The organism is Gordoniibacillus kamchatkensis (genome assembly GCF_000829455.1).
GTDB classification, from domain to species: domain Bacteria; phylum Bacillota; class Bacilli; order Paenibacillales; family NBRC-103111; genus Gordoniibacillus; species Gordoniibacillus kamchatkensis.
Map to the genome: position 1 here is coordinate 1 of NZ_JXAK01000044.1, position 12,607 is coordinate 12,607.

A 12,607-nucleotide genomic window follows, 5' to 3' on the forward strand; every position below is an offset into this window, starting at 1 on the left:
GCCCTGATTTTGCGGAATAATGATTTGCGCAGTCAATTGAATTTGGTTGTTCTCCGCCTTGTCGAATACAAGCGCCGTAACGAGAGCGAGATCGTTCAGCTCCGTACGGTCCCAGCAGCCGGGCAGCAGCGACAACAACGCGCTGAAGATCGCGAGCCTGATCAACGATTTCATGGGGCTTGCTCCCCCTTACCGGTTCTTTGGGGTTTGCGCAGAACGGCCGCAATAAGGAGAACGAGCGGAATGACGACCAAAAACGCCGGCAGGTAGAAAGGGATTGCGTATCTGATAACGGATGCCATGACCGGGAAGCTCGGCAAATCGAACAGGCTGAACGCAACGATCAGAATGCCGATCGGTAAAACCGTGGGACGGTAATCCGATAAAGTAAAGCATTGTGCGAAAGAAAGGACGGTCGCATAAAAAAACATGCTGATTTTCACAAAATTGCCGACGACCCACATGGCTAACAGTACTGCCTCCAGATTTTCGAAGAAATCGCCAAGCCGGATATAGCGGAAAGCGATCAGCATGGGGGAAGTTTTATTGCCTGTATCGATACCAAACACAGAATAAGTCATCAAATTCACATACGTCATACTTAACACAATGACGATGAGCGAAATAAGGCCCCATTTTTTTCCTTGATCCGGACAAGTCAGGGTAGGGAGCAAAAAGGTCATTAAAAAGAACTCCGAAAGCCAAGCCTGCGGTGTGGCCGTCCCCTTCAGCACAGGAACGAATCCGCGATGAAGAACGGGAAGCAGGTTTCCTGTGTCGAGGTCGGGGATGAGAAGCAAAAGAAAAAATAGAGGCAAAATAAAGATTGGCGTGAAGATCACCGCGCTTCTGGCCAACATTTCCACTCCGCCTCGCACGGCTAATGCGGCGAGCAGGACGATCGAGGCAATGATGAGTATAATCGGGGTTTTGAACAGAAAATTTCCTTTCACGAATTCGGCATACTCCCGGGAAATGAAGCCGGTGACATGCATAAAAAACAGAAAGTATGCGATGCCGAGCATTTTTCCGGGTATTTTCCCGACGATATGCTCGCTGGACTCGATTATCGTTTGTTTCGGGTAAAGCTCGTGGAGCCGGGTCGTCACAAAAATGGCGAGAAAACCCGATAACGAGGCGACAATACCCGTCAGCCAAAGATCGTTGTTGGCATATTGGGCCGTGATGGTCGGAAGTGCAAGGAATCCCGTTGCCAAGACAGTCGGATACATCATAATCGCCATTTGGAAGGCCGAAATTCGCCCTTTCTCCAACATCGCCTTTCACCACTTTTCGGATTATGAGTCATCTCCCCGCGCTGGTCCAGGCTTTTGCCCGGTTGGCTGCCGGTATTTGTTATACTTCCCCGTCAAACGGGGACGCGTATCCAGTTTCCACCAAGGAGCCCGGACCAAAACATCCTTCAATTCGGACATATGGGGAGTGGCTATGGTCGACAAGTAAGGAACGCCGAACGAACGCAAGCTGCACAGATGGAGCACGAGGATGATAATGCCCATCATGACGCCGAGCAAACCGAGCGACCCCCCCAATAGGATGAGCGGAAAACGAAGTAGCCGTACGGCGATCCCGGCGATATAACGCGGAATCATGAAGGAAGCGATGCCGGTGATGGCAACCACGATCACCATCGGCGCCGACACAAGGCCGGCTTGAACCGCCGCTTGGCCGATGACGAGCGCACCGACGATGCTGACTGCGGCACCTACCTGCTTGGGCAAGCGCACGCCCGCTTCCCGCAGCGCCTCGAAGGCGATCTCCATAATGAGCGCTTCGATCAGCGCCGGAAACGGCACCGCTTCCCGCGAGCTCGCCATGCTGATCAGCAGGGAGCCCGGGACCATTTCCTGATGATACGTAAGTATCGCCACATACAGCGAAGGCAGCAGCAGGGAAATCAAAATAAAGCTGTAACGGAGCCACCGAAGAACGGTGGAAACGAGAAACCGTTGATAATAATCTTCATGCGACTGAAATAAAGTGAAAAGCGTGATGGGAGCGATTAAGGCAAACGGCGACCCCTCCGTCAAAATGGCAATCCGCCCCTCAAGCAAACAGCTGCAAACGACGTCGGGCCGTTCGGTGTTCAGCAGCTGCGGAAACGGCGAGTACCCCTGGTCCTCGATCAGCTCCTCGATATACCCGCTTTCCATGATGCCGTCGATCCGTATGCGGCTCAGCCGGGTTCTGGCTTCCTCCACCAGCGTTTTGTCCGTGAGTCCTTCAATGTACACGAGAACGACATTGGTGCGCGTGTATTCGCCGAGTTTTACCGCTTCCATTCTCAGCAGGTGGCTTTTGATGATACGGCGGATTTGCGACGTATTGACGCGCAGCGTTTCGGTAAAGCCTTCGCGCGGTCCCCTGATTCCCGTCTCCGCCACAGGCTCTTCAATCGACCGTTTTTCCCATTTCGTGAGGCCCAAAGCGGCGCCGCATGCTTCGTTATCCCACAGCAGAACCGGGTACCCGTTCGAAAGATGCTCAAGGCATTCCGCAAACGTGGTGAATTCCTTCGTTTGGGAGACGAAAATGCACGCGGCGGCAAGTTGCCCGATGCCGTCGACTACGCCGAGGTCTTCCCGCATGAGCGGAGCGATGACATACTCTTCAATTCCGGACGTATCGGACAAGCCTTCGATATAGACGAGCAGGGCGTTCACGGTGCCGCCGACGAGAAAAGAGCGGTAGACGACATCCGAACAATTGGGATATAGCGAGCGGAGCATTTGCTCATTTTGCTGCAAATCCGGGAAAAGGTTTTGCTGTAGGTCAATCATTGGGATAAGTTCCCTTCGACAAGTTCGATACTTTGTAGAGTAAACGTTCCTTTCCTTTTTATGCATGGAGCCGGCCGAAATTTAGGATCGAGGAGGGAGGCGCTTGTATGACATACTGGATTGACAACTCAACTCGCTGCGCATATTATTGAAACTATGTTTCGTATATAAAACAACCTAAAAGCGGAGGAATACAAGATGCCTTACGCACAAGCGGGAGACCTGTCGATCTATTACGAAATTAGCGGGAACGGATTTCCTCTGCTGCTGCTTCATGGCATGAGCAACAATTCCCAGTCCTGGGTGCAGCAGCTTGCCGAATTGCAGCATCATTTTACCGTCATAGCCTGGGACGCTCCCGGTTACGGCCGGAGCTCGGACCCGAAGGAACAATTCCGCAGCTTTGAGCAGTTCGCTGACGTCTTGAAAGCGTTTATCGACAAACTTGGATACAAAGCTATCTACCTGCTTGGCCATTCGATGGGCGCCGCCATTGCCATTGAGTTAAGCAGCCGGTACCCGGAGCTGGTGAAAGCGCTTATTCTGGCCGATGCCACGCGAGGGGCTTCCGCTTTAAGCGCAGAAGAGAACGAGCGAAGGCTGCAAAACAGGCTGAAGAACATCGGTACGCTGACTCCGGCGGAAATCGCCGACAGACGGATCGGCGACATGCTGGCACCGCAAGCAGCGGAGGAGGTTCGGGAACGGGCGAAGTCCATCATGGCCCAAATTCGGCCCGCCGGGTATAAATCGGTTGCCTATTCGCTGTCGAACGCCTATCAGACCGAGCTTTTGCCGCGCATCTCCATGCCTGCGTTGCTCATCTACGGGGAACTGGACAAAGTAACTCCGGTTAGCGACGGGCTCATTTTCCATCGCCAAATAGCCCATTCCCTGTTTCGCATCGTTCCTAACGCCGGCCATTTGTGCTATCAGGAAGATCCGAAAACGTTCAACGGGTTCGTTATCGAATTTCTGACGGGAAAGCAATCGTGACGGGTTGCGGCAGCCGCTTCCTCTTGGTTAGCGTTTAAAATATTGGTATGATAAAGGTGCTTTTGCGGTTTTATTCATGTTCATTCATTTCCGAAATAAGGACGTGACGGTCGTTGTGACAACGGAAAAAGACCGGTATTCCTCCAACGCTTTAATACGGGGGCTGGAAATACTGAAAATGTTCAGTGCCGAGGAGCCGACGCTCTCGCTGAACGAAATCGCCAGCAAGCTTGGCGTGAACCGGACGGTGCCTTTCCGTTTGCTGAGCACGCTGCAAAGCTTCGGGTACGTGCATAAGGACGAGCAAACGAAACGGTATCAGCTCGCTCCCAAAGTGCTGGAGCTCGGCTTTTCGTACTTGCACTCGCTTCAGCTGCCGGAAATCGCCCAGCCGTATTTGGAGCAGCTGCGCGACGATACGGGGGCATCGGTATATTTGTCCATTCTCGACGGGGCGGAGGTCGTTTATGTCGGCCATGCCCGGATTGTCGGGTTTAAGGGGATATTCGTGAATACCGGAATGCGTTTTCCGGCCCATGCGACCGCAAACGGCAAGCTGCTGCTGGCGTTTCAGCCGCCAGACAAGCTGAGGAGCATATTACGCGGCGCGGAATTGAAGCCTTATACGCAGCAAACGAAGACGCTGATCGCCGATTTGGAAGCCGAGCTGCGTCTCATCAGGGAGCGCGGCTACGCGATGACGAACAGCGAATTCCAGCAAGGCATCAGCTCGATTGCGGCCCCGATCTTTAACCAAAGCGGAGCGGTGATGGCAGCGGTCAACGTCGTTGCCGCGGAAACATTTTTCGATGACGCGTTTATTCGCGAAAAGGCTTTGCCCAGGCTGCTGGACACGACCGGCAAGCTGTCGGGATTTATGGGCTTCGGCCATCAATAAAACGATATGAGGACCAGGATAAGCGGCTGCTTATATCCTGGTTTTTCTTTTTGCTATAAATTTGTTATCGCTTACATATTGACACGTTCGTTGCAGTGGATTTACAATTGATACATATACGAAACATTGTTTTGTATATAAAACATAATACTGATGCTGAAAGGTGGACACTTCGATGTCTGTACAGAAAATGACGGCTGAAGAATTCGAAAAAACATATGTGGCACGACTGAGCAACCGCAAGCTGGACTGGAACGTTCTGAAATTCCAGGAGGAGATCGACCCGCGCTACAAGCGCGCGCAAATGCGTTACATCGGCCGCGGTGCAACCGCTAACAACGATGCGAACGTCATCCAGGCGGACCATTTTACGCTCAGCACGATGGTGCTGCCGCAAGGCTGCATTGGGCCGCTTCATCTGCATGACGACGTCGAGGAAGTGTTCTTCGTTATCAAAGGAAAAATTAACGCTATGGTGGAGCTGAACGGCGAGACGGTCGAAATCCCGCTCGGCGAAAGAGACTGCATCAGCTGTCCGCCGGGCGTGCAGCGCGGCGTCAAAAACGTAGGCGACGAAGAAGCGCTCATGCTCGTTATGCTGGGAGCAAGCAAGCCGAACCTTCCGACTTACCCGCCGGGAAGCGCGCTGGAAGAGCTGCGAATCAAGCGGGCGAAAGAGCGCGAAGCGATTATCAAAAATTCATAACCTCGAACTATTCCCTATATGGAGGTCCGCAAGACCTCCATCTTTCACAAAGAGCCGCGGCGTTCCGCCGCTTGGCCCGAGATTTCGCAAAAAGAAGGCGGTGTTGCACGTGATTGGCATCACTCATTTGAGACATATAGCATTACGCACCCCCGTGCTGAAGGAGCAGGCCGATTTCTACGAGCAAGTATGGGGGCTTGACAAAGTGGACGAAACGGAAGACGCCGTCTGCTTTCGCGGAGCGGGCCCGGAGCATCACATTTTGAGCCTGCACCGCGACGATTCGGTAGGCCTGCACCATCTATCGTTCGGCATGGTGGATAAGCAAGCGGTCGACCGGGCCGCGGAGCTTCTTGCCGCGAAGGGCGTGCGCATCGTAACGCCTCCGCAATATTTGGACGAAGCGGGCAAAGGCTACGGGCTTCGCTTCGCCGATCCGGAGAACCGGGTCATCGAACTGTCGTGCTGGGTCGAGATTCATACTTCCGAATGGAAGCGCAAAAACATGAATCCGGTCTATTTGAACCATGTCGTCCTCAATACCGTCGATATCGACCGGGCGGTTGAATTTTATACCGGCGTGCTCGGCTTCAAGGTGTCGGACTGGAGCGAGCATCAGATGGTGTTTATCCGCTGCAACAAGCGCCACCACTCGATTTCCTTTAACCAGGCGGCGCATACGTCCGTCAACCATATCGCTTATGAAGTGGGTACTGTCGACGAATTGATGCGCGGGATCAGCAACGTCAGAAAAGCCGGGCTGAAAGAAATTTGGGGTCCGGGCAGACACGGTCCCGGCAACAACGTGTTCTGCTATTTTCAAGATCCTGCGGGCTATGTGATGGAGTACACGTGTTATTTGGACACGATCGAGGACGAATCGAAATGGGAAGCGAAAGTGTGGAAGCGCGTTCCCCATCTGATGGACCGCTGGATGGTCGCAGGTCCTCCGTCGCCGGAAACCCGCGCTGCGATGGCGGGAAAACCGGACCCGGGCTGGGCGTAAAAACGGCTCCGGCATACAAGCAATCGGCCGGAGCGAGAAAAGGAGTCGTTTTGCGATGGATTTGGGATTGCAAAATAAAACGGCCGTCATTATGGGCGGAACTTCGGGCGTCGGCCTCAAGGCGGCGGAAATGTTTTTGCAGGAAGGAGCCAAGGTCGCGGTATGCGGACGGAGTCCGGAACGGATGGAGAACGCCCGCCGCCATTTGCTCGCTTTCGGCCCGGAAGAGCGCATTTTCGCCCAAACGTGCGACGTTACGAAAAAAGCCCGATGTAAACGCATTCGTCGAAGCGGCGGCCGGTGCCCTGGGCGGCATCGATATTTTGATCAACGCGGCGGGACAAAGCGTGATGGGTTACTTTTTCGACATTACCGACGAGCAGTGGCAGGAGCAAATCGATCTGAAATATTTTTCCGTGATTCACGCGGTTCGCGCCGCCTATCCTTATTTGAAGCAAGCGGGCGGCGGCCGAATTGTCAACATTAACGCTACTCTCGCGAAAGAGCCGGAGCGCCACATGGTGGCAACCGCCGCGACAAGAGCGGGGTTGCTGAACTTGAGCAAGACGCTGGCCCACGAGCTGGCGCCCGACAACATTTTGGTCAATTCGGTCAGCCTGGGGCTGATTCGGACGGATCAATGGGAACGCAGACGGAAGAAGAACGCTCCCGATATGGCCCCCGCCGAGTATTACGCCGATCTGGCGCAGAAGCGGAATATTCCGCTCGGCCGAGTCGGGGAGGCGGAGGAAGTGGCTTCGGTTATTTTGTTCCTGTCCTCGGCGCGGGCCAGTTATGTGTCGGGCAGTACGGTCGAAGTAGCCGGAGGCATCGGCAAAGCGTTGTAAAGCTATGGAGAAGGAAGGAACCATAATGACCACGCAACAAGAGCAGGCAGTGTTTACTACAGCGGATGCGGTCGTAAGGGAGCTGGTGCGCGCCGGAGTCGGCATCGCTTTCGGCATCGTCAGCATTCACAATATGCCGATTTACGATGCGATTCTCCGCGAAGGCAGCATCCATCTCGTTTGCGCCAGAGGGGAAAGCGGCGCGGTAAATATGGCCGACGGCTATGCCAGAGCGACGGGGAAGCTCGGCGTCGTCATTACGAGCACGGGAACCGGAGCGGGCAATGCGGCAGGTTCGCTTGTCGAAGCTTGGGCCGCGGGAGTTCCGCTCCTGCATGTGACGGGGGAAGTGGCGTCTCCGTACCTGGGAACGGGAAGAGGCTACATTCATGAAATGAAGGATCAGCTTGCGATGATGGAAGGCTGCTGCAAACGGGCTTATCGTTTGACGAGGCCGGATCAGGCCGCCGCCGTCACGCGCAAAGCGATCGGCGAAGCGCTGAGCGCGCCGTCCGGACCGGTGACGCTGGAAATTCCGATCGATTACCAGTCGGCGATCATTCCGGACAGCCGGGTGGAACAGATGAGCGTTCCCGTTTCCGTACAGGATAAAGCGCTTCCGAAGCTGCCTGCCGGACTTTTGGACCGAATCGCCGCCGCGAAACGGCCGGTTATTTGGGCCGGCGGCGGGGTCATTTCGGCCGGGGCGTCCGCCGAAATCAAGCAGCTTGCCGAAACGCTCGGCGCTGCCGTCATCACGAGCCAATCGGGCAAAGGCTCGATCCCGGAAGATCATCCGCAATGCATCGGCCATTTTGCCGCGATGGAACTCACGAAGCAGCTGCTGCAAAAGTCCGATTTGCTGATCAGCGTCGGCGTCCGGTTCAGGGGAAACGAAACGTCCAACTGGAAAGTGACGGTGCCGGAGATGCACGTTTCCATCGATGCCGACTGGCATGCGGTCAACCGGAACTACGGCGCGGCGTACGGGCTTGTCGGAGATGCCAAGGAGATTTTGCAAGCTGTGCTGCAGTCGCTTGAAGCATACAGCTTGAAGCCGGACGCCGCTTACTTGGCCGAAGTGAAAGCTGTGCGTGACGAGCTGCGCGCCCATTTGCGGGCAACGCTCGGCCCTTACGAGCAAATGCTTGACGGCATGCGAAGCGTCCTCCCCCGCAATGCGATTCTCGTGCGCGACGTAACGGTGCAAGCCAACGTGTGGGGAAGCCGGCTGTTCGACATTTACGAGCCGCGCACGTCCATTCATGCTTCCGGCGGCGGCATCGGGCAAGGCTTGCCGACAGCGATCGGAGCGCAAGCGGGCGACAGGGACAGGGTAGTTGTGCTGATGGCCGGCGACGGCGGATTTATGGTCAACGTCGGCGAAATGGCGGCTGCCGTCCAGGAAAATTTGCCGATTATCGTCGTTCTGTTTGACGATGCCGGCTACGGCGTGCTGCGCAACATTCAGGAAGCGGCTTACGGCCGGCAAGTCGCCGTCGATTTGCTCAGCCCGGATTTCGTGAAGCTGAGCGAGGCGATGGGGTTTGACGCGGTCCGAATCGGATCGCCCGAAGCTTTCGTCGCCGAGCTGAAGAAAGCTGTCGCGGCAAGAAGGCCTTCGATGATCGTCGTCGATATGAATGCGGTCGGACCGATGGCGAAGCCGTTCGGCGGCCCTCCGGGAGCTGCCGAGTCGTTCAAACCGAAAAAATTGTCATAAAAAGGAGGGCGCGCCATGACTACAGGATGGCCGGACGTTTCCGCGCGTTACTTGATCGGCGGACAATGGCGCAAAGCGTCCGATGCGGCAACAGTCCATAACCCGGCTAGCACGCGCGAGATTGTCGGCGAAGTTGCGCTATGCACGAAGCAGGACGTAGCGGAGGCGATCGACAGCGCGGCCGATGCGTTCGCATCGTGGTCCCGCTCGGAGCTTGCCGACCGGGCGAACCGGATGAGCGCCGCAGCCCGCGAGCTGCAGGCGGTTGTCGAGCAAAACGTGCCGCTCTTTGTCCGCGAGAACGGCAAAGTGCTGGTGGAAGCGAAAAAAGACTTGCTCCGCTGCGTGCAAATTATGGCGGGGGGAGCCGAAGAGCTGCTGGAGTGGTGGCATCCGGAGAAGCTGGAGAGCGGAGCGCAAAAAGTACAAATCCGCAAACGGCCGCGCGGCGTTACGGCGGTCATCACCCCTTGGAATTCGCCGCTCATTTTGACCTTCAAGCGGGTCGTACCGGCAGTGCTTGCCGGCAATACGGTTATCGTCAAGCCGGCGACGAACTGCCCGCTTACCGTCATGACGTTTCTGCAAATTGTCGCGGCGCATTTTCCGCCCGGCGTCATCAATATCGTGACCGGCTCCGGCAGCATGATCGGCGGCATGCTGTGCACCGATCCGCGAGTGCGGACGATTGCGTTCGTCGGCGGCACGGAAACCGGCAAAGAAATTATGCGACTGTCGGCCGGAACGGTGAAAAAGCTGTACATGGAGCTTGGCGGCAACGATCCCGCGCTTGTGCTGGATGACGCCGTCCTCGATGCGGACACCGTGCAGCGCCTGCGCTTCGGCATACTGCGAGCGGCCGGACAAGTATGCTCCGCGGTAAAACGCGTCTACGTTCACGAATCGCGATACGAAGAGCTCGTAGACAAGCTGGCCAAGGAATTTGGCCGGGTTGTCGTCGGCAACGGAATACAGCCCGACGCGACGATGGGGCCGCTCAACAACAAATCGCAATTCGACTTCGTCCGGTCTTTGGTGGAGCGTGCGCAGCAAAGCGGCGCCCAAGTGATCCGAGCAGGACGGAAGCTGAATCCGGAGACGTGGGAAGACGGCTACTTCATGGAGCCGGCCATCGTTACCGGCGCGGACCAGGGCAGCGAAATCGTGAAGGAGGAGCAGTTCGGCCCCGTCATTCCGGTCATCCCGTTCTCCGATGCGGACGAAGCGGTTGCCCTTGCCAACGATACCGAATTCGGGCTGCGCGCCTCCGTCTGGACGGCGGACGAGGCCCGCGCTGCGGAGCTTGCGGACCGGCTCGAGGCAGGCGCGGTGTTCCACAATAACCATACGATTTTTCAGGATCTCCATCTCGATTTCCCGGGCCTGAAGGAGAGCGGGCTCAGCAGAGAAACGCGCCACTGTGCGCTGGAGCTGTTTACGGATACGTACGGTTTTGCGAATTAAGACCGCGAAGCAACGAAGGGAGGGAATTCGGATGAATATCGGGTTAATCGGGTGCGGGAATATCGGCAAATTTTTGCTGGAAAGCCTCAATGCAAGCGCCGTCATTCCGGGAAGCCGAATAGCGGCTGTGTACGACCCGAGAAGCGATTTGTCCGCAGACAGCGTGCAGCGCTTCGGCGTCCGCCAGTACCGCGAGTTTGACGACTTTATTCGCCACGACATGGACCTGGTCGTCGAAGCGGCCAACATTCAGGCTGTGCGGCAATATGCGGCGGCGATTTTGAAGCATGGCAAAAATCTGGTGCTCATCAGCGTCGGGGCGTTGGCGGACCGCCATTTCTACGACAGCCTGAACGAAGTTTGCCGCAGCACCGGAAAGCAAATCTATTTGCCGTCCGGCGCTATCGGCGGCTTGGACGTGCTGAAGGCGGCTGCTTCGATGGGGCAGCTCGATTCCGTTACCATTACGACCCGCAAGCCTCCGAAAGCGCTAACCGAAGAGACGATCGACAGCGAAACCGTGCTGTTCGACGGCTCGGCCGGCGAGGCGATCGCGCTATTTCCGAAAAACATCAACGTCTCGATTATTTTGGCGCTCGCGGGCCTCGGTCCCGACAAAACGAATGTGAAAATTATCGCCGATCCGAATGTGGAGAAAAACAACCACTCGATCGAAGCGACAGGTTCATTCGGCAAGCTGCATCTGCACGTGGAGAACGACCCGATGCCGAGCAATCCGAAAACGAGCTATTTGGCGGCGCTAAGCATTTTGTCCACGTTAAAAAACCAAAGCCAAGCGATTCATATCGGCTGACTGAGAGAAGAGACAAGACTCGATCGGATAAGATTGGTGATACCTACTCATAACTAATGTGAAGGGATGTTCCTATGGTGAACGTACAAAAGCGGTGGGTATATATTGCATTGCCGATCTTTACTTTCTGGTTTTTTGGACAAATCGACAAATTGGGACTTTCCGTTATCCAGACCGATCCGGGCTTTTTGAAAGATTTGGGGCTGACGGGCGCCAACAAGAATGCGCTGCTAGGATTGCTAACGCTTATATTTACGATAGCCTATTCGATTTCCAACCTGTTTTGGGGCTTTGTCATCGACAAGCTGGGCGCGAGGAAAACCGCCATTCTCGGCTTGATCGTCTGGTCGCTGACGATGATCATGGGCGCCTTGCCACCTCGTATCACCTCTTTTTAACCAGCCGCATTATTCTCGGCTTGGGCGAAGGCATGATGATTCCGATCTCCAGCAAGTTTATTTCCAACTGGTTTAACAGCCGCGAGTTCGGCCGCGCTCAGGCGGCATGGGTTTCCGGCAACTACCTCGGCCCGGCTGTAGGCGCGATCATATTGACCTATGTCACCGCTGCGTTCAGCTGGCACGTATCGTTCTATATGCTCGCAGCGTTCAACCTGCTGATTACGATTCCGATGTTCATCTTCCTTGCGCGCAACAAGCCGGAGGACCATCCGAACCTGAGCCGGGAAGAACTCGCTTACATCCGCAGCAGCGAACCGAAGTCAGACAAGGAAGGCGCGGTTTCCTTCGTGCAGGACTTCCGCTATTGGATCGTATTTGTCGGCATGCTCGCCGCTTCCTTCCTGTTTTTCGGGATCAGCATTTGGCTGCCGACTTACCTGGTGCAGGCGAAACATTTTACGCGCGACGCGATGGCCGGCATTACTTCGCTTTCGTGGGTATTTGCTCTCTGCTTCGTCCTCGTTTGCGGCTTTTTGTCAGATAAGACGAGAAGGCCGGGGCTGCTCGCAGCCATTTTGTTCGGTCTGTGCGTTCTGTTTTTGTCGGCCGCTTATGTTGCGGCCAATCCGGTTATCGCCGGTTTCGCCCTCGGTCTCGCGATGGGGACGCAGGGCGGCGTATTCCATCTGAGCAACTTGTTTGTCGTCAAATTTTCGACGAAGGAAACGGCGGGGCGCGCGGCTGGACTTATGGGCTTCACCAATCTGCTCGGCGGCTTTTCGAGCTATATTATGGGCTGGATGAGAGATATCGCGGGAGGCGATTTTACTCCGTCGATTATTATGCTCATTGCTGTATCGGCGGTCGGATTGGTTGCTTACTTGACCACGCTGAAAAAAGAAGCCGCAGAAGCCCGTCAGGCATAATGCGGTAAAGTGCAAGGAGGGAAT

General features: G+C 55.6%; 11 protein-coding genes and 1 pseudogene. 9 read left to right on the forward strand and 3 right to left on the reverse strand.

The genetic code is table 11. From position 1 onward, the window contains the following. From SD70_RS40675 to SD70_RS22215, 3 genes are all read right to left on the reverse strand, one after another. Positions 1 to 174: Ger(x)C family spore germination protein (locus SD70_RS40675; RefSeq protein ID WP_449267218.1), on the reverse strand; the 174-nt coding region annotated here is incomplete at its 3' end. Beyond that, on the reverse strand, positions 171 to 1,277 hold the full coding sequence (locus tag SD70_RS22210) for a GerAB/ArcD/ProY family transporter (RefSeq protein WP_041049816.1): 1,107 nt from the start codon (positions 1,275 to 1,277) through the stop codon (positions 171 to 173). The genes SD70_RS40675 and SD70_RS22210, both read right to left, overlap by 4 nt. Before the next feature lie 21 nt (positions 1,278 to 1,298). Next, on the reverse strand, positions 1,299 to 2,801 hold the full coding sequence (locus SD70_RS22215) for a spore germination protein (RefSeq protein ID WP_156158137.1): 1,503 nt from the start codon (positions 2,799 to 2,801) through the stop codon (positions 1,299 to 1,301). A 198-nt stretch (positions 2,802 to 2,999) separates the two neighbouring features. Between SD70_RS22215 and SD70_RS22220 the strand changes: the two genes are divergently transcribed. The 9 genes and pseudogenes from SD70_RS22220 to SD70_RS22260 all read left to right on the forward strand — a co-directional run bounded on the left by SD70_RS22220 (position 3,000) and on the right by SD70_RS22260 (position 12,583). After that, positions 3,000 to 3,797, forward strand: coding sequence for an alpha/beta fold hydrolase (locus SD70_RS22220; RefSeq protein ID WP_041049820.1), 798 nt, complete (start codon positions 3,000 to 3,002; stop codon positions 3,795 to 3,797). A gap of 115 nt (positions 3,798 to 3,912) precedes the next feature. Beyond that, a complete protein-coding gene (locus SD70_RS22225) occupies positions 3,913 to 4,695 on the forward strand; it encodes an IclR family transcriptional regulator (RefSeq protein WP_041049889.1) in 783 nt (260 codons plus the stop codon). 175 nt (positions 4,696 to 4,870) lie between these two features. Continuing rightward, positions 4,871 to 5,401: a cupin domain-containing protein gene (locus tag SD70_RS22230; RefSeq protein WP_041049822.1), complete on the forward strand. Its 531-nt coding sequence runs from the start codon at positions 4,871 to 4,873 to the stop codon at positions 5,399 to 5,401. A 109-nt stretch (positions 5,402 to 5,510) separates the two neighbouring features. Continuing rightward, positions 5,511 to 6,407 (forward strand): VOC family protein, encoded by an 897-nt coding sequence (locus SD70_RS22235; protein ID WP_052487754.1) that lies wholly within the window; start codon positions 5,511 to 5,513, stop codon positions 6,405 to 6,407. A 203-nt stretch (positions 6,408 to 6,610) separates the two neighbouring features. Beyond that, entirely contained in the window at positions 6,611 to 7,255 is a 645-nt protein-coding gene (locus SD70_RS22240; RefSeq protein WP_269432507.1) for an SDR family oxidoreductase, read from the forward strand. A 25-nt stretch (positions 7,256 to 7,280) separates the two neighbouring features. Continuing rightward, entirely contained in the window at positions 7,281 to 8,978 is a 1,698-nt protein-coding gene (locus SD70_RS22245) for a thiamine pyrophosphate-binding protein (RefSeq protein WP_041049825.1), read from the forward strand. Positions 8,979 to 8,993: 15 nt separating this feature from the next. Then, positions 8,994 to 10,442, forward strand: coding sequence for an aldehyde dehydrogenase family protein (locus tag SD70_RS22250; RefSeq protein ID WP_041049826.1), 1,449 nt, complete (start codon positions 8,994 to 8,996; stop codon positions 10,440 to 10,442). A 31-nt stretch (positions 10,443 to 10,473) separates the two neighbouring features. Continuing rightward, the gene (locus SD70_RS22255) at positions 10,474 to 11,256 is read left to right on the forward strand and encodes an aspartate dehydrogenase (RefSeq protein ID WP_041049828.1); all 783 of its coding nucleotides are present in this window, start codon (positions 10,474 to 10,476) and stop codon (positions 11,254 to 11,256) included. 74 nt (positions 11,257 to 11,330) lie between these two features. Continuing rightward, a pseudogene (locus tag SD70_RS22260) lies at positions 11,331 to 12,583 on the forward strand (MFS transporter). Positions 12,584 to 12,607: the final 24 nt, after the last annotated feature.

Coding starts and splice junctions, on each gene's coding strand:
- SD70_RS22210 (WP_041049816.1), bottom strand. CDS start 1,277: ATGTTGGAGAAAGGGCGAATTTCGGCCTTCCAAATGGCGATTATGATG.
- SD70_RS22230 (WP_041049822.1), top strand. CDS start 4,871: ATGTCTGTACAGAAAATGACGGCTGAAGAATTCGAAAAAACATATGTG.
- SD70_RS22255 (WP_041049828.1), top strand. CDS start 10,474: ATGAATATCGGGTTAATCGGGTGCGGGAATATCGGCAAATTTTTGCTG.
- SD70_RS22245 (WP_041049825.1), top strand. CDS start 7,281: ATGACCACGCAACAAGAGCAGGCAGTGTTTACTACAGCGGATGCGGTC.
- SD70_RS22220 (WP_041049820.1), top strand. CDS start 3,000: ATGCCTTACGCACAAGCGGGAGACCTGTCGATCTATTACGAAATTAGC.
- SD70_RS22250 (WP_041049826.1), top strand. CDS start 8,994: ATGACTACAGGATGGCCGGACGTTTCCGCGCGTTACTTGATCGGCGGA.
- SD70_RS22215 (WP_156158137.1), bottom strand. CDS start 2,801: ATGATTGACCTACAGCAAAACCTTTTCCCGGATTTGCAGCAAAATGAG.